This is a genomic window from Burkholderia cepacia, assembly GCF_001718835.1.
GTDB classification, from domain to species: Bacteria; Pseudomonadota; Gammaproteobacteria; order Burkholderiales; family Burkholderiaceae; genus Burkholderia; species Burkholderia cepacia_F.
This window is the reverse complement of sequence record NZ_CP013444.1, coordinates 620395-637772: the sequence shown is the minus strand read 5'-3', so window position 1 is coordinate 637772 and position 17378 is coordinate 620395. Positions and strand designations below refer to the sequence as shown.

The 17378-nt window shown below is 64.1% G+C and carries 15 protein-coding genes; 7 read left to right on the top strand and 8 right to left on the bottom strand.

The window, feature by feature from the left end; all coding sequences use genetic code 11:
* Positions 1–23 precede the first annotated feature (23 nt).
* Together benC and WT26_RS23245 are read left to right on the top strand one after the other, a co-directional pair.
* Positions 24–1058, top strand: a complete 1035-nt coding sequence (gene benC, locus WT26_RS23250) for a benzoate 1,2-dioxygenase electron transfer component BenC (RefSeq protein WP_069274051.1) — start codon at positions 24–26, stop codon at positions 1056–1058.
* The gene (locus tag WT26_RS23245; RefSeq protein WP_069274050.1) at positions 1055–1846 is read left to right on the top strand and encodes a 1,6-dihydroxycyclohexa-2,4-diene-1-carboxylate dehydrogenase; all 792 of its coding nucleotides are present in this window, start codon (positions 1055–1057) and stop codon (positions 1844–1846) included. The genes benC and WT26_RS23245 overlap by 4 nt, the downstream gene beginning before the upstream one ends.
* A gap of 26 nt (positions 1847–1872) precedes the next feature.
* Here the strand turns inward: WT26_RS23245 and WT26_RS23240 are convergent, their stop codons facing one another.
* Positions 1873–2118, bottom strand: coding sequence for a DUF3717 domain-containing protein (locus WT26_RS23240; protein ID WP_069274049.1), 246 nt, complete (start codon positions 2116–2118; stop codon positions 1873–1875).
* A gap of 152 nt (positions 2119–2270) precedes the next feature.
* Positions 2271–3812, bottom strand: a complete 1542-nt coding sequence (locus tag WT26_RS23235; protein ID WP_069274048.1) for an amino acid permease — start codon at positions 3810–3812, stop codon at positions 2271–2273.
* Positions 3813–4325: 513 nt separating this feature from the next.
* On the opposite strand from WT26_RS23235, the gene WT26_RS23230 reads away from it, so the two are divergent.
* The 3 genes from WT26_RS23230 (at position 4326) to argG (ending at position 8690) form a co-directional block, all read left to right on the top strand.
* On the top strand, positions 4326–5861 hold the full coding sequence (locus WT26_RS23230) for a sensor domain-containing diguanylate cyclase (RefSeq protein ID WP_069274047.1): 1536 nt from the start codon (positions 4326–4328) through the stop codon (positions 5859–5861).
* Between the two features lie 142 nt (positions 5862–6003).
* On the top strand, positions 6004–7074 hold the full coding sequence (locus tag WT26_RS23225) for an FUSC family protein (protein WP_069274046.1): 1071 nt from the start codon (positions 6004–6006) through the stop codon (positions 7072–7074).
* A gap of 281 nt (positions 7075–7355) precedes the next feature.
* A complete protein-coding gene (gene argG, locus WT26_RS23220) occupies positions 7356–8690 on the top strand; it encodes an argininosuccinate synthase (protein ID WP_069274045.1) in 1335 nt (444 codons plus the stop codon).
* A 122-nt stretch (positions 8691–8812) separates the two neighbouring features.
* Here the strand turns inward: argG and WT26_RS23215 are convergent, their stop codons facing one another.
* Both WT26_RS23215 and WT26_RS23210 read right to left on the bottom strand, forming a co-directional pair.
* A complete protein-coding gene (locus tag WT26_RS23215) occupies positions 8813–9568 on the bottom strand; it encodes a hypothetical protein (RefSeq protein ID WP_059705039.1) in 756 nt (251 codons plus the stop codon).
* Positions 9569–9671: 103 nt separating this feature from the next.
* Positions 9672–10580 carry a hypothetical protein gene (locus WT26_RS23210; RefSeq protein ID WP_230461716.1) on the bottom strand — a complete coding sequence of 303 codons (909 nt, stop codon included), beginning with the start codon at positions 10578–10580 and terminating at the stop codon, positions 9672–9674.
* Positions 10581–11343: 763 nt separating this feature from the next.
* Here WT26_RS23210 and WT26_RS23205 point away from each other — a divergent pair.
* Positions 11344–11715 (top strand): SH3 domain-containing protein, encoded by a 372-nt coding sequence (locus WT26_RS23205; RefSeq protein WP_080485723.1) that lies wholly within the window; start codon positions 11344–11346, stop codon positions 11713–11715.
* 182 nt (positions 11716–11897) lie between these two features.
* On the opposite strand, the gene WT26_RS38940 is transcribed toward WT26_RS23205, so the two are convergent.
* The 3 genes from WT26_RS38940 to WT26_RS37545 all read right to left on the bottom strand — a co-directional run bounded on the left by WT26_RS38940 (position 11898) and on the right by WT26_RS37545 (position 13371).
* Positions 11898–12218 carry a VENN motif pre-toxin domain-containing protein gene (locus WT26_RS38940; protein WP_327783026.1) on the bottom strand — a complete coding sequence of 107 codons (321 nt, stop codon included), beginning with the start codon at positions 12216–12218 and terminating at the stop codon, positions 11898–11900.
* Positions 12219–12356: 138 nt separating this feature from the next.
* Complete coding sequence (locus WT26_RS36215; RefSeq protein ID WP_080485722.1) at positions 12357–12836, bottom strand: hypothetical protein; 480 nt, start codon at positions 12834–12836, stop codon at positions 12357–12359.
* Positions 12837–13059: 223 nt separating this feature from the next.
* Positions 13060–13371, bottom strand: coding sequence for a hypothetical protein (locus tag WT26_RS37545; RefSeq protein ID WP_155123186.1), 312 nt, complete (start codon positions 13369–13371; stop codon positions 13060–13062).
* A gap of 351 nt (positions 13372–13722) precedes the next feature.
* Between WT26_RS37545 and WT26_RS23195 the strand changes: the two genes are divergently transcribed.
* Complete coding sequence (locus WT26_RS23195; protein WP_069270948.1) at positions 13723–14079, top strand: SH3 domain-containing protein; 357 nt, start codon at positions 13723–13725, stop codon at positions 14077–14079.
* A 518-nt stretch (positions 14080–14597) separates the two neighbouring features.
* On the opposite strand, the gene WT26_RS23190 is transcribed toward WT26_RS23195, so the two are convergent.
* On the bottom strand, positions 14598–17300 hold the full coding sequence (locus WT26_RS23190) for a tetratricopeptide repeat protein (RefSeq protein WP_231130512.1): 2703 nt from the start codon (positions 17298–17300) through the stop codon (positions 14598–14600).
* Positions 17301–17378 lie beyond the last annotated feature (78 nt).

The following is a 17378-nucleotide window of genomic DNA, read 5'->3' as shown; positions in this document are numbered from 1 at the left end:
ATCCGGAGATCGGGGAGACGATCATGGAACACACCATCGCGCTTCAATTCGAAGACGGCGTGACCCGCTTCATCGCGTGCCGCGACGGCGAAAAGCTGTCCGACGCCGCGTACCGCCAGCAGATCAACATCCCGCTCGACTGCCGCGACGGCGCATGCGGCACCTGCCGCTGCCATTGCGAATCGGGCAACTACGAGCTGCCCGAATCGAGCTACATCGAAGACGCGCTGACTGCCGACGAAGCGTCGCAACGCTACGTGCTCGCATGCCAGACGCGCCCGCGCGGCGACTGCGTGATCCGCGTGCCGGCGTCGTCGACCGCCTGCAAGACGGGCGCCGCGCGTCATGAAGGCACGCTCGCGGCCGTCGACCGGCTGTCGGACTCGACGATTCATTTCGCGATCGACCTCGACGCGCCCGACCAGCTCGGCTTCCTCGCCGGGCAATACGTGAACGTCGAGATTCCCGGCACGACGTCGTCGCGCTCGTATTCGTTCAGCTCGCAGCCGGGCGCGTCGCGCGTGTCGTTCATCGTGCGCAACGTGCCGGGCGGCCGGATGAGCGGCTATCTCGCGCAGGACGCCGCGCCCGGCCAGCGGATCGCATTCTCGGGCCCGCACGGCAGCTTCTACCTGCGCGACGTGCAGCGGCCGCTGCTGTTCCTTGCGGGCGGCACGGGGCTCGCGCCGTTCCTGTCGATGCTCGACGTCTGCGCGGCGCGCACGAACGGCGATCGCGATGGCGCACCACCGGTGCGCATGGTGTACGGCGTGACGAACGACGCCGACCTCGTCGCGCTCGACCATCTCGACGACGTCACGCGCCGCCTGCCCGGCTTCGAATACCGCACCTGCGTCGCCGACGCCGGCAGCGCGCATCCGCGCAAGGGCTACGTGACCGCGCACGTCGATCCGGCGTGGCTCCACGACGGCGACGTCGACGTCTATCTGTGCGGGCCGCCGCCGATGGTCGACGCGGTGCAGGCGTGGCTGCGCGAATGCGGCGTGACGCCGGCCAACCTGTATTTCGAAAAATTCTCGTCGAGCAACGCCGCATGAACACGCTCCATCCGAACCGCTTCGCGGACAAGGTCATCGTCGTCACGGGGGCCGCGCAGGGCATCGGCCGCGGCGTCGCGCTGCGTGCCGCGCGGGAAGGCGCGACGCTCGTGCTCGTCGACCGCGCGCCGACCGTGCGCGGCGTCGCCGCCGACATCGAACGGGAAGGCGGCCGCGCGATCGCCGTGCTCGCCGATCTGGAAACGGCCGAAGGCGCCGCGCAGATGGCGCAGGCCGCGCTCGACGCGTTCGGCCGCATCGACGCGCTGGTCAACAACGTCGGCGGCACGATCTGGGCGAAGCCGTTCGACGCGTACGAGCCGCGCCAGATCGACGCGGAGATTCGCCGCTCGCTGTTCCCGACGCTGTGGTGCTGCCACGCGGTGCTGCCGGCGATGATCGCGCGCAAGCGCGGCGCGATCGTCAACGTGTCGTCGATCGCAACGCGCAGCATCCACCGGATTCCATACGCGGCCGCGAAAGGCGGCGTCAATGCGCTGACCGCGAGCCTCGCGTTCGAGCAGGCGCACCACGGCATCCGCGTGAACGCGGTCGCGACCGGCGGCACCGAAGCCCCGCCGCGCATCGTGCCGCGCAACACCGAGCCGCAGAGCGAACAGGAAACGCGCTGGTATCAGGCGATCGTCGACCAGACGGTCGCGTCGAGCCCGATGCATCGCTACGGCACGATCGACGAGCAGGTCGGCGCGATCCTGTTCCTCGCATCCGACGAGGCGTCGTACATCACCGGGTCGGTGCTGCCGGTGGGGGGTGGGGATCAGGGGTGATGCCGGCTGGCGGCATCGTCGGCAGGCTAGACTTCCGTCGCGAACAGCGCATCGCGCTGCTCCGCATTCAGCGCATCGAGCGGCACGCTCGTCTGCTGATGGCAGATCATCGTGCCGTACAGTTCCGCGAGGCAATTGCTGCCGGCATCGAGCGCGTAGCCGTCCTCGCCGTCGGGCGCCGGCGGGTACACTTCGCGCCACGCGTTGATCGCGGCTTCGATTCGCACGATGGACACGGCGTCGGCCGTCTGCCCGGCAGGTGATGCGCTCATGGATTCCTCTGGGTTGCGCGCCCGGCGCGCCGTGATGGGTCGGGCAATATAACCGGCTTTGACCCCGGACCGAAAGATACCAGCGAAAAAAAACGGGAAGCGCGCGGCTTCCCGTTTCATCGCGCGGTTGCGGCGCCATCGCGCCGCGCCCGTCATGCCGCCGTTTCCCGCGCCGGCACCGGCTGCATGCTTCGCTGCCCGTCCCGGTTCGCATCCACCCACGGCGCGATTTCCATGTCTTCGTAGCGCACGAAACGGCTCTTGTTGACGAGCCGGTAACCGCCCCACACGGCGAGGAACAGCGGAATGCCGACATAGGTCGCGGCCACGCCGGCCCAGTCGATCCGGTTCGCGAGGAACGCCTGATAGTCCTGCCCGAGCGCGATCACGAGGCACAGCACGAACGCGAACAGCGGGCCGAACGGGAACCACTTCGACTGGTACGGCAGCTGGTCGAGCGCATAGCCCTGCTTCACGTACCCCTTGCGGAACCGGTAGTGGCTGACCGCGATGCCGAGCCATGCGATGAAGCCCGTCATCCCCGACGTGTTCAGCAGCCACAGGTACACGGTCTTGTCGCCGTACAGCGACGTGAAGAAGCACAGCGCGCCGACGGCGGTGGTCGCGTACAGCGCGTTGCGCGGCACGCCGCCGCGCGACAGCTTCGCGAAGATCCTCGGCGCACGGCCTTCGGTCGCGAGGTTGTAGAGCATCCGCGTGGACGCATACATGCCCGAGTTGCCGGCCGACAGCACGGCCGTCAGGATCACCGCGTTCATCACGCCGGCCGCGAAGGCGAGGCCCGCGTGGCGGAACACGAGCGTGAACGGGCTCACGCCGATGTCGGTCACGTCCGTCTTCAGCAGGTTCGGGTCGGTATAGGGAATCAGCACGCCGATCACGAAGATCGCGAACACGTAGAACAGCAGGATCCGCCAGAACACCTGGCGCACCGCGCGCGGAATCGTCGTGCGCGGGTTTTCCGATTCGCCGGCCGCGACGCCGATCAGCTCGGTGCCCTGGAACGAGAAGCCTGCGATCATCGCGACGCCCATCAACGCCGGCAGGCCGCCCGCGAACGGGGCGTCGCCGATCGTCAGGTTGCCCCAGCCGTTGCCCGGCGCGCCCTTCAGAATGCCGAAGATCATCAGCAGGCCGACGCCGATGAACGCGACCACGGTGACGACCTTGATCAGCGCGAACCAGTATTCGGCCTCGCCGAAGCCGCGCACGGTCAGCGCGTTGAGCAGGAACATCACGCCGAGGAACGCCGCGCTCCACCACACGCCCGGGACGTCCGGAAACCAGTAATGCATCACGAGCTGCGCGGCGACGAGCTCCACCGCGATCGTCACGGCCCAGTTGTACCAGTAGTTCCAGCCGAGCGCGAAACCGAAGCCCTCGTCCACGTATTTCGCGCCGTAGGTCGCGAACGAGCCCGATACCGGCATGAACGCGGCCATTTCACCGAGGCTCGTCATCAGGAAATAGACCATCAGGCCGATCAGCATGTACGCGACCATCGCGCCGCCGGGGCCGGCCTGCGAGATCGACGCGCCGGACGCGACGAACAGGCCCGTGCCGATCGAGCCGCCGATGGCGATCATCGTCAGGTGGCGCGCCTTCAGCGCGCGATGAAGCTTGGGTGGGTTCGCGGACGAACCGGGTTGGTCGGATTTCGGAAGTGCGGACATAAACGAGACGAACGTTGAGCGGGCCGGCGGCATGCATGGGCGGCGCCCGCGCGAAATCGAGGCGCGATGCGCCCCCTGGCCAGCATGCGATGCAGCCCCGGAGCGCGTCGCGCACCGGGCGCCTGCGGCGAAGCGCGGATTCTACCTGATTCGTCGGCAGGGACAGCGCACGCGGCGAGCGGTGCGCGACGCATGGCGGGCCGGCCCCCGCCGGCACGGCCGACTGCCGTCCGGTCCCAAACCGCCAGAATGCCGATTAATCAGAAAATAATACAAACAGGCTTCTAATAATCAGACAAAATGGCGGCTTGCGAGAGGCGGATTCAAATCAGATTCCCACCACGTGCCCTGCCAACGTCATGACAGGTAGCCGGGTCGGATGTCATTTAAAGCATGAACGGCTTTGACGAGATGGCAAAATCGTCAAAATTCGCGAGATAATATGGATTATCTTGAAATAATCGTGCGGAATCATCGAAACCATGCATCTTCCGCCGTCTTACGCCCGCCAGGATGATGCAATTCCCGCTGCTGCCCGCGTTGCGCCGCCACATCTCGTCGACGGTCGCACGGATCCTGTCGCCCGCCGGCGTCATCGTCCTGGGCGTCGCGCTGCTGTTGTTCAGCTGGAGCTTGTGCGCGTCGTTCCTGATCGACACGCGCCGCGACGCCTACCACCACGCGATTGAAAACGCCCGCAGCCTGATGCTGCTGATCGAACGCGATATCGCGCGCAATATCGAACTCTACGATTTGTCGCTGCAGAACGTCCTCGACGGCGTGGCCGATCCGGCCGTGATGGCGCTGCCGCCCGCACTGCGCGACCGCGTGCTGTTCGACCGCGCGGCGACCGGCAACTACCTCGGTTCGATTTTCGTGATGGACCCGCACGGCAACATCGTGATCGATTCGCGCTCGACGCACGCGCGGCGCGGCAACTTCGCCGACCGCGACTATTTCACCGCGCACCGCGACAAGCTGGCCCACGGCCTGTACATCAGCAAGCCTTACGCATCCCGGCTGCGCGGCGGCGCGCCGACGATCGCGCTCAGCCGCCGGATCACGCTGCCCGACGGCTCGTTCGGCGGCATCGTCGTCGGCACGCTCAGCATCGACTACTTCCGCGCGCTGCTCGACGGCCTCGCGGTCGGCAAGCACGGCAGCGCGGCCATCGCCGAGCTCAACGGCATGCTCGTGAGCCGCCTGCCGTACGACCCGGCCCTCGTCGGCCGCGACCTGCATACCGGGCCGCTGTTCATCCAGGCGATGGCACATCGCGAAGGCGTGCTGAACGGCACGGCGGCCATCGACGGCGTGCGGCGCTACTTCGTCTACCGGCACCTGAGCGGCCTGCCGCTGATCGTCGACGTCGCGCCCGCCGAGGTCGACATCTACGCGTCGTGGCACCACCGCGCGATCTGGATCGGGGTGCTGATGGCCGCCTTCACCGCGATCATCGCGGCGGGCTCGCTGCTGCTGTCGCGCGAACTGAAGCGGCGGCAGGTCGCCGAATCGAAGCTGTACCGGCTCGCGCACACCGATGCGCTGACGGGCCTCGACAACCGCGGCACGTTCGACACGGTGCTCGCGAAGGAGGCGCAGCGCGCGTCACGCAGCGGCCGCCCGCTGTCGGTGCTGTTCGTCGACGTCGATCACTTCAAGGCGTTCAACGACTACTACGGCCACCCGGCCGGCGACGACGTGCTGCGCCAGGTCGCGCAGTGCGCGCTGCGCTGCCTGCGGCGCCCGAGCGATCACGTCGCGCGCTACGGCGGCGAGGAATTCGTCGTCACGCTGCCCGACACCGATGCACAAGGCGCGGTGACCGTCGCCGAAGCTATCCGGCGCGCGATCGCGGAGCTCGGCATCGAGCACGTGATGAGCCCGTATGGGCTCGTGACCGTCAGCATCGGCACGGCGACCACCACGCGCGACCGCGCGCTGAGCGCCGCGATGCTGCTGAAGCTTGCCGACGAAGCGCTGTACGAGGCGAAATCCAGCGGCCGCAACCGCGTGTGGGACACCGCGCGCAGCCGGGCCGCGGCGTGACGGGCCACCCGCCGCCCGCATCCCGCCGTGGACAGCCGGTGCGCGTTGGGCTAGCGTTACGTCTCCGGTCGCAGCCGCCACGGGACGCCGGACGCCGGCCGGGTTTGCGCCGGCGCGCCAGTTCGTCACCCCGCTTTCCGTCATGACCACCCTGCCCCACACCCGGCTGCCGCCCCTCATCCGTCACGCGCTCCGCCCGCTGCTCGACCCGTACCGCCGCTACCGGCACGCGAAGCTGATCCATGCGGCGCGCGTCGCGCTCGCGATTCTCGTATCGATCGCGCTGTCCACCGGCCTGAACGTGCCGCACGGCGAGTGGTCGACGATTACCGTGCTGATCGTCGTCGGCGGGCTGCAGCATCACGGCAACATCCGCAAGAAGGCGGCCGAGCGCGCGCTCGGCACGTCGATCGGCGCGCTCGCGGGGCTCGGGCTGATCCTGCTCCATTCGGTCGTGCACGCGCCGCTCGCGATCTACCTGCTGATGGCGATCGCGTGCGGGTTCTGCGCGTATCACGCGATCGGCAAGGCCGGCTACATCGCGCTGCTGTCGGCGATCACGATGGTGATCGTCGCCGGGCACGGCGACAACGAGATCGTCGACGGCCTGTGGCGCGCGGTGAACGTGCTGACCGGCATCGCGATCGCGCTGGCGTTCTCGTTCGCGCTGCCGCTCTATGCCACCTACTCGTGGCGCTACAAGCTCGCCGACGCGCTGCGCGCGTGTGCGGCCGTGCATGCGCGGCTCGCGGGCGACCGCCAGGTGAGCGACGACGCGCACCTGAAGGAAATGGCCGCGCTGAGCGCGCTGCTCGTGCAGCTGCGCTCGCTGATGCCGTCGGTGTCGAAGGAATGCGGAACGTCGATGATGCAGCTCGAGGCGATCCAGCGCAGCCTGCGCCTGTGCATCGGCTATCTGGAGATCCTGTCGAGCGCGGTGCCGGCCCGCGACGATACGGCCGCCCGCGACTACCTGCGCGTCGCGATGAAGGCGACCGACCTGAACATCCGCGACCGGCTGGTCGGCGCGAGCCGCGCGCTCAAGTTCGGCACGCCGAGCCGACTCGGCGGAGCGCGGCGGCGCCCGGACGTGCCGCACGACGCGCCGCCGGCGCAACTGTCCGGGTATGTGTCGATTTCGGCGAAGCTCGCCGGGGAAGTGGATCAGCTAAGGGAGCGGCTGCTGGATACCGCGCGGTCGTGGAATATTTGATCCGGGCTGCGGCTCTTGAGCGTTGACGTTGGCGTTGCGCACCCGTTTGGTGCATTTGCGCCTGCATGCGCGGCCGCACCGGCCGTCCGCCACCGATCCGGCCCCTGAACTGGCGTCGAACCACACCCGCTCCGAGGCCCGCCGGCTGCACACAAGGCCGCCGCGGCAGGCCGGACGCGGCTGTCGGCCCGAAATCAACCCTTGCTCCAACCTCCCGGACAGCCGATACTCGCATATTCCGCGAAATACGATCCCACCGGCTTCAATCCACGGTAATTCCTATGAGCACGATTCTCGAAAGCCTCCCGACCGGCCAGAAGGTCGGTATCGCCTTCTCCGGCGGCCTGGACACCAGCGCTGCGCTGCACTGGATGAAACTCAAGGGCGCCGTCCCGTACGCATACACGGCGAACCTCGGCCAGCCCGACGAAGACGATTACGACGCGATCCCGAAACGCGCGATCGAATACGGCGCAGCCGGCGCCCGCCTGATCGACTGCCGCGCGCAGCTCGTCGCCGAAGGCATCGCGGCGCTGCAAAGCGGCGCGTTCCACATCACGACAGCCGGCGTCACGTACTTCAACACCACGCCGATCGGCCGCGCCGTGACGGGCACGATGCTCGTCGCCGCGATGAAGGAAGACGGCGTCAACATCTGGGGCGACGGCAGCACGTACAAGGGCAACGACATCGAGCGCTTCTACCGCTACGGCCTGCTCGTGAACCCGGATCTGAAGATCTACAAGCCGTGGCTCGACCAGACGTTCATCGACGAGCTCGGCGGCCGTGCCGAAATGTCCGAATTCATGAACCAGGCCGGTTTCGCGTACAAGATGTCGGCCGAGAAGGCCTACTCGACCGATTCGAACCTGCTCGGCGCGACGCACGAAGCGAAGGATCTCGAAAGCCTCGAAAGCGGCATCAAGATCGTGAACCCGATCATGGGCGTCGCGTTCTGGCGCGACGACGTGAAGATCGCCGCCGAAGAAGTGACGGTGCGCTTCGAGGCCGGCCAGCCGGTCGCGCTGAACGGCGTCGAGTTCAAGGACCAGGTCGAGCTGCTGCTGGAAGCGAACCGCATCGGCGGCCGCCACGGCCTCGGCATGAGCGACCAGATCGAGAACCGCATCATCGAGGCGAAGAGCCGCGGCATCTACGAAGCCCCGGGCCTCGCGCTGCTGTACATCGCGTACGAGCGTCTCGTCACCGGCATCCACAACGAAGACACGATCGAGCAGTACCGCGAGAACGGCCGCCGCCTCGGCCGCCTGCTGTACCAGGGCCGCTGGTTCGACCCGCAGGCGATCATGCTGCGCGAAACGGCACAACGCTGGGTCGCGCGCGCGATCACCGGCGAAGTGAAGATCGAACTGCGCCGCGGCAACGACTACTCGATCCTGAGCACGAAGTCGCCGAACCTCACGTACCAGCCGGAACGCCTGTCGATGGAGAAGGTTGCGTCGACGTTCTCGCCGCGCGACCGGATCGGCCAGCTGACGATGCGCAACCTCGACATCACCGATACGCGCGACAAGCTGCGTGTGTACTCGCAAGTCGGGCTGCTGACGCCGGGCGAAGCGTCGGCGCTGCCGCAGATCAAGAACGAAAGCAAGTAAGTCTTCTTTTCTTGTGGCCGGACGGGAAAACCGTTCGGCCGCATGTCGAACTATCCTTCCCGTTTCCTTCAGATACTGCCGGTTCGCGGTAGTACCGCGTCATTCCTGCGCTCGACCGGGTGTCATTGTGTCGAGATCGTCGCCGGGGCCTTTGGCGCTCGCACCAGATCCTGGCCAATCATCGTCGCGATGGATGTCTCGCAGGACTTGATGCCCTCCACCGACTTGTCGAAGGACTTCTCGAGGTCGCCAAAGCTGCCGTAGGTGTAAGCCACATCACTCTCGACGTGGACGCTGTTCGACCGGATGTCGTAGCCGCAGGCGAACGTCTTGAAGTAAATGTCCTGCTTCGTCTTTGCGTCGAGCATGCGGGCGCGAACGACCACCCACGGAATGAAATCGATCTTCTCGGGCGGCGAGATATAGCCGAAAGACGTGAACCACACGTTCATGATGGCGTCCGCGTCGGTCTGGATGCCGGAGTAGTCATCCGTCTTGCCGTCATCCGCAAGCTTCACTTTCTGGCCATCCAGCTTGACGACCTGATAGCCGTTCTCGGTGAGTTGACCGATCACGCGATCGGCAACGACCGGCGCGAAGACGATCTTGTCGTTCGCCACGCGTTTGGTGTAGGTGCTCGTGTGGCTCGCGTTGACGGCGGCTTGCGCCAGTCCGCCGATCAGGCCAAATGCGCCTGCCGCCCCACCAATGTTGACGACAGCGACACTTTTTGGCTCGTTGACGTCAAGGACGGCGATCGTATGCAGTTTCTGGCGATTGTCGGCATTCAGATCCATCTTCGGTACATTGGCGCAGCCGGACAGCAGCGTAACCAGTAGGCCGCAACCGAGTAGTGTGGCTTTGGACGAGTTCTTCATTGGGCGAATTGAGGTTCTTGGTGCTGTAAGGGGGTTTCGATCGGGCCAGGACTTCGCGACGCACGCGGCCTGTCAAAGCACCGCGCACGATTCGATCCGATGTTTATTGCTTCACGACCTGGCCGTATGCGACGAAGCTGTAATCGGCCGCGCGCAGCACGTACAGGATGGATCTTTGGAAACCGTTGGTCCCGCGGATCGGCACGAACATGATGGCGGCGCTCCCCGACAGCGGAACGCCTGCCGGCACCCGGCAGCCCGTCGACGCCGATGCCGTCAAGGTCATGTCGTACATGTTCTGATTCGAGCCGGGCGTGGCGAGCATCAACGTGCCGCTCATGTTGCAACCGCTCAGCGTGCCGCTCACCGTGCCACCTGTTCCGATCGTGAACGACGCATTCGTCGTTGCCCAAGTGCCCACGACGCTATCCTGTGTGACGCTCAGTGCGTTTTCCGCGTTGTAAGTCCACGTGAAGTTCGACGCAGTACCGCCTTGGCTCATGGTTCCGGACAAGGTTTGCTTCGCGCTGTACGCCCCGGATCCAGAGTCGATTCTCGTGGTGAATCCGGTCCTGGCGTTGAAGTTGATTCCCGAATTCAGGGACCACGTCGTGCCATTCACCGTCAGATTCGTGAAATCGTCGGACATCACGAACGATCCCAGCGTATTCATCGTGGTCAGGTTGTTGCGTGGATCGACGAGGGCAATGGTCGTGTAGCCGAGGGTGCCGGAGGCTGTCCAGATTCCGGTTGGGGTGGTCGCCGTCGCGGCGGTCGATCCGGGCTGCGGGGTCGTCAGGCTGGGTAATGCTTCGCCAACCGTTACCGGTTGCGAAGACGCGACCGGAGCGCTGGCCGCGACAGGCGTGGACGCGACGACGGGCGCACTGGCCGCAGCCGCCGTACCGCCGGTGTTTGCGTTCGAAGAACCATCGCCGCCGCCGCCACATCCCGCGACAACGAACATCGAGATCGCACCAGCCACCAACAAACAAAGAGAACTCTTCTTCAATTCAACCCCCGATTTACGATGCATCTTTAGTAATTAGAATTTCAATTGCCTTGTATTGCATACATCAAAAAACCGTATCATGCTCTGCCTTTTTACGCCCCCCAAAAACTTTCCGATTGAAAACTTCAGTGCAACTGAGGATTTTCGTGTGGTCGCATCAAGGACGCGTCAGGCGTAATGTCGGCCGACGAAACGTTGAACGACGAATAGGTATTGCTCGACATGCCCGCCACGGCAGGCGCGATCCTGACAATTCGCCGACCGCCCGGCACGCTGGGATCGCCGGCATCGCGCGGCGGGAGGCTTGCGACGGCAAGCACATGCAGACGACGCGCAGTCGGCCAATGCCTGCGCGCCAGATCGGAAAACGACGGGCCATTTGATTGTCATCCACGCGGCTGGTCAGCACGCGAGGTCCTCGGTTGTTGGTCGTGTGGTTGCTTCGGTATTGCCTTTTTTAGTTTCTGCTCCGAAGTAACGGCACCGTCTCCGAGTTCTTTAGGGTGACATTTCGAGGAATTTTCTTTCAGAAAACATTTATATGATTACCGATTCCTTTCAGATCGAAGAGCCAACGCATGGCCGCTCGTTGCTCGAATTCATTCAGAGCCTGCGGAGCCTGGCAGGTAACCCGTTCCTCCGGCAAACAGGGAGGTGATGGCCGAGATTGACATCATGGCGTAGTTCGCGGATTTTCCAGGAGAACGGCTAATGCTAGTCTGTTCGGCGAGTCGGATCTCCGGTCAATCCCAATTACAATCGAATGCAAAAGATCGCTATGAACTATGTCGTGACCAAACCGCATCGAAGCGAGTATCCGAATCCCATCACTCTCAACAAGGGCGATCCGCTTGTCGTTGGCGAAAAGTATCAAGGCCCCGAGGGCTGGGATGACTGGTTTTTCTGCACCACGCCCGGTCAGGCGGGTGGCTGGGTTCCGCTGCAAGTCATCGAGCGGCTTGACGACGGCACGGGTCGTGCGCTGGAAGACTACACGGCTCGGGAACTGGATGTGGATGCCGGCGAAATGCTGATCGGGGCCCGGACGTTGAATGGATGGGTCTGGTGCGAACGCCTGTCTCGCTACGATGCGGGGTGGGTGCCGTTGCGGAATCTCGAGGCTCACGGCGAGTAATAAGGGCCACGGTTCGAAAGTTCACATCTGTCCGCATTGATAGCCCGATTGTTGTAGCTCGTCGACTGCGTGATCATGCCGTTGTTCGTCACAGTCACGCTTTGGCTGCCGTTGTAGAGATCATCTCGGATCAAAAGCGCAATGACGGCACTGGTCGCGCCACCAATCGCGCCAAATGCACGTCAACAAGGACGTGCGCCGGGAAGTCGCGAGACGGATTTTCTAGCGACCGGGTGTCGGCTCGCAGCCGACGACGCATCGGGTATATTGGAACAACAACGATGCAACGCTCGCCGGCGCCATGAAGCACAAACCCGGAGCGCGACCGGGTTCGTCTCACTGCTGAGTTGCGTGCAGCTTTCCGGATGGCCCAGACAGTTGTTGATCGTCTCGTTTTGCGCTGCAAGGGCGCCCGCCGCGGCATTCTGTCCAGCCAGCCCAGCCGCCGCGCCTCCCGCAAACGTCGCGAAGGCTGCAATCGCAGCCGCCTGTCCCGGCGTCACATTTGGATCGCCACCGGTGATCGCACCGGCTGCGAACGGTGTTAATGCTGCACTCGTCGCCCCGCCGACCGCCCCACCCGCGCACCCGGTGCCAACAGCCGCGGAACCTCAGCGTTTCCTAAACGGATCGCATACGTTCTAATGGCTGACTGCTAGAAATCCTTCGCTCGCAATCAAATCTCGCACCGCGCGACGCAACATTAGCACCACATCCAAAGCACTGCCCCTAACAAATGTCGCTAATCTATCGCCTTCAGGTGCGCACAGCACAGCCCAAAAATGGAGCTTGTTCAACACTTCAACAAGTGAGTTCTCGAACACGCCGAGTGGAGCAAACTCGTCATGTTCTTTAACCCACAACAGGTATTTGTCCAAACCAGCACCGGTCATCCACGCATATTCGAGGTCAGCGGCCCGCTCACGGGCAGGTATCCGACTGAGAATGAAGCCAGTGACCGGATATATTTGGAACTCGACATCATCGAGCCCGTGAAAGCCATATCGTTTATCACCCACTTCCGCGACCTCATCCCCCCAAGATCTGACTTGTCGCGCTAATTGCGACAAGACCGCTTCTCTATCACTCTTGCGAAGAACGATTCCAACGTTAGCGTTCATATGTCTACTTAATGTCCGTAAAACGGAGTAGCGGGACCAATCTGCCACTGTTTTTGTACGGTGTCGGCGAGAAGGAATTTCCAGTGGTCCGGCACCGGCGCGCGGACGACGACGAATCGAGCAAATCAGCAGCCGCGCTGTCACGCTCGCCGACACCATAAAGCACGAACCCGCGCGCGGCCGGGTTCGTCTCCATGTGGCTAGGGCAACACTCGACACATGCCTATCCCGCCAAATAAGCTCTTGCGGGAATCGAGGATGCATCGCCAACGACAGAGATCTTTGCTGTCATGCCTGAATAAAGCAGGTCCCACTCTCTTCCATACGACTCGATTCGATCAATGACAAGATCGATGGCGAATGACACACCTTCAACATGAGTACAAGAACTGCGATCCGCGCTAAACGTCACCGAATAAGGCGTGGCCATTGATAAGTGCCCGCCCTTCCGAATGTCAGTCACGCATCGAATCGCAATTTCCCAACACCCCTTTTCCTTCTCGATTGGCGCGTCCTCAGCGATCAATTTCATCATCTCTGCTTCCCGCTCATTTACCGCCCAGTTGCTTCGCCTGTTGGACAAACTGCTGAATCTGGGCCGCCGTGAGTCGAAGTGTCGTTTGCAACGTGGTCGTGATGTCTCCAACCCCAATATTCGCGGGAACCGAAATTCCTATTTTAGACAAGATCGAGCGAGCTTGGGTTGACGTGATCGTTGTCGATGCCAAGTTCGTGAACTGAGAAGGAGCAACAGAAACAGCGAACTCACTCTCTAGTTGGGCAAGAGTTGAAGTGCTCGCATTTCCGAGTGGCAAAACCTCGCTCTGAGGTTCGATGAATCGGGGCTCCGGTCAATCCCATTAACCAACGAACGCAAGAGATCACTGTGAACTACGTCGTGACCAAACCGCATCGAAGTGACTATCCAAATCCCATCACGCTCAACAAAGGCGATCCGCTCGTCATTGGCGAAAAGTATCAAGGCCCCGAGGGCTGGGATGACTGGTTTTTCTGCACCGCGCCCGGTCAGGCGGGAGGCTGGGTTCCGCTGCAAGTCATCGAGCGGCTTCCCGACGGCACGGGTCGTGCGCTGGAAGACTACACGGCCCGGGAGCTGGATGTTGATGCCGGCGAAATGCTGATCGGGGCCCGGACGTTGAATGGATGGGTCTGGTGCGAACGCGTGTCGCGCGAAGATGCGGGGTGGGTGCCGTTGCGGAATCTGGAGGTTGCCGGGGAGTGAGACTTGTTGTGTTCGCGGAACCGAACCTGATCGTAGATTTTATGTGCGACCATCGCCAGTAGCCTCGGCAACACTCCGTTCCACCTTCGTCAAAGATGCAAAGATAGAGTCCCGTCGGCGGCTTTCTCGAAAAATGTGGTGCCGCATCGCGTCATCGATTTAGCACCAACAGATACCATTGATGCCCCACCAGCTCATCGGGCTGCAAGCAACGCGAGAAGGTATGCCGATCGCGAGTGGCCGAGGACGCGTCGCGTGATTCGCCGGGTTCGTTCCACTCGGATTCACAATCCTCGCAGAAGGCAAAGAGAGAATGACCGTCCTTCTCGGCAGCCACCAGGACTCTACCCTGCCCGCAGACCGGACACGATTCGTTTACAACAGCACAATGCACATAAGCCATAGTCAAAGCGCCCTGGACACTCACTATTTCGCAGTCCGACAAACCATCAATTTCAACCCCTGCCGACACTGCCGATTTCCCGGTTCGCGTGAATTCGACGCGGGGCCACCCCGCCCTAACGCACCGTCGCAACCAGATTCGCTCCGATATCTGCCGCCCGCCGCTTCTCGTCGTCCCCCAATCGCTGCGCAAGCCGCTGTTCGATGATCGCCGTCGCGGCGCCATACTTCCGGAACTCGGGTACGGCGTCAAAACTCTTGCGAGCCCGTGCGATCCACGCGGCACCGAGCGCCCTGTCTCTCGGTACGCCATTACCGACCAGAAACCGCATGCCGACGGCGTACTGCATGAACGGATCCCCCAACAGGGCAACACTCAGGCACGACAGTCCATCCCAGCTGCGATCGGTGGCGCCGCTCCACAGGGTCGAGGTCGCATCGGCAGGCACCAGCCACCGCGTCTCGTTGGACGGAAGCCGCGACTCCTCTCCCGCCTCCACGCCGCGCAACGCGAGTGCGATCTCCGACACCTCCGAGCCGCGTCCGGCAGCGCGCCGATGCCAATCCAGCGCGGTTGCCTCATCACGCCGCACACCCGCTCCGGTTTCGTACAACAACGCAAGATCGCTTTCGGCCCACTGCGACCCGGCACTCACCGCCTTTTCAATCCAGGTATGGGCCGCGGTCAGGTCGCGCCCCACGCCGCGGCCGTAGAGATACGCGATACCCGCCATCCGCTTCGCCTCGGCGCTCGCCGAAGCGGCACGCAGCGCCCACGAAAACGCTTCGTATTCGTCGGTCCGCCCGCCAAAGCCGACCGACAGATGCCAGGCGAGCGACGCCTGGGCCGACACATCACCCTGTTCCGCTGCCCGGCGGAACCAGTACATCGCGGCATCGAAATCCACCGGCACGCCGTCGCCCAGATCGTACGCATCGCCCAGCATCGACTGATATTTCCGCTCGCCGCGATCGGCGAGCTTCCACTGCCAATAGGCGCGTTCGTCAGCAGCAACAAGGTTGACTTCGGCTGATGCAAGCACGCGCATCGCACCGACATTGCCTTTGTCTGCGGCCATTCGGCACCAGCGCGTTGCGTCGGGCCGCCGGCTCGACTTGCTGCCTTCGTCCGCATACGTGGCACACAGCCAGGTCTGTGACGCCGGGTCGCCCAGTTTCGCCCCGCGCGAAAACCAGTCGAGTGCAGCCTTCGGATCGGGCCCGCCGGACTTTCCGCGCCAGTATGCGTAGCCGAGCGCGAAGTAAGCGTCGGAAACCTGCCGGCTCGCGAGCGCCTCCAGCCATTGAAGGCCCGTCTTGCCGGCATGGGACATCTGGTGTTCGGCCAGATAGGCGCCCAGCCACACGCCGGCGGTCGGGTCGCCGGCGTCCGCCGCAAGCTTCAGGTAGTGCAGCGCGACTTGCTCATCGCGTGGCACCGCGGCGCCGGACAGATACTGAAAGCCGATCCACCGCGCTGTCTCGACATTGCCGCGATCCGCGGCAAACCGGAACCATTGCATCGCTTGCGTTCGATCCGCCGGCGTGCCCTGGCCCTGCCATGCCATGTTCGCGGCCATCAATGCCGCGGCGACGCTGCCGCGCTCCGCGCCACGGCTGGCAAGCTGAAACGCCTTGTGAAGATTCACGGGCTCCCCGTCGCCGCGGGACGCATAACGGGCGAGATTGAGCGACGCGATCCCGTAGCCTTGTGCGTCGGCCTTTTCAAACCACATCCTGGCGGCGGCGCGGTCCGGCTTCGTCCCGGTGCCGTTCTCCAGCATCACGCCAAGGTCGTTCTGAGCGACGACCAGCCCCGCATCCGCGGCGCCCTGCATCCAGCCAAGTGCCGCCTCGAGGTCGACCGGGCCGCCGCGACCGTCGCGGTAGTAGTTCGAGAGCGCGAACCGCGCCCACGTGTCGCCACCGATGGCCGCTTCCTGATACCAGACGCGCGCCTTGGCATCGTCCCGGGCGATGCCCGTTCCACTTTCGTACAGTTCGCCGAGCCTGCGCTGCGCATACACGGAGCCACGCCGGGCCGCGGCTGACATCAGGCTGAAGCCTCGACGGTCATCTCGCGGCCGACCGATGCCCTTCAGATAGAGATTGCCCAGTGCCGCCCACGCGTCGACGTTGTCCTGAGCGGCTGCCATGCGCAACCATGCCGCCCCTTTGTCTGCGTCCTGCGGCACGCCATCGCCGCGCACGAGCATCAAGCCGAGAAGGAGCTGTGCACTCGCATCGCCGCCTGCCGCGCCTCGCGACAGCCAGGCCGCCGCGACAGCGGGATCTCGCGATACGCCGCGCCCGGTCAGGGCGAGCTTCCCTGCATTGGTTGCACCATTGACGGAACCTCCGTCAGCTGCCGCTACGAAATACCGGTAGGCGGCAACATCGTCGACCGGCTGCCCTTCCCCGTTGGCGCTCATCTGGCCGAGCAGGTTCGACGACTCGACGTCGCCGTCGCGCGCCGCCGACGCGAAAAACGCCTGCGCTCGCGCGTAGTTCTGCGGCAACATGGCGCCGTCGCGATAGAGATTGCCGAGCGACCGCCGCGCCAGCACCGACCCGTCGCCTGCGGCCGACGTCAGGATCGCCACACCCCGTGTCAGGTCCGGCCGGGCGGCGTAGCCGTACAGCATCATCTCGCCGTAAATGGCCCTGGCAGTCAGGTTGCCTGCCGCCGCTTCCTTCCGGCAGGTGTCGCGTCGCACCCCGGGCTTGTCGAGCGGCGAAACACTCCAGGACGGGCCTCTCATCGTCAGCACGCATGGCGTTGTGTCGTCGACGAGCGGCAGCGGAAATGCCTGCGTCATCGCGCCATCCATACGCGGCATCAGCGGTAACGCCGGGACAGCCTCCGGCCAACCTGCCAGCGCGGCGATCAGCCCGAC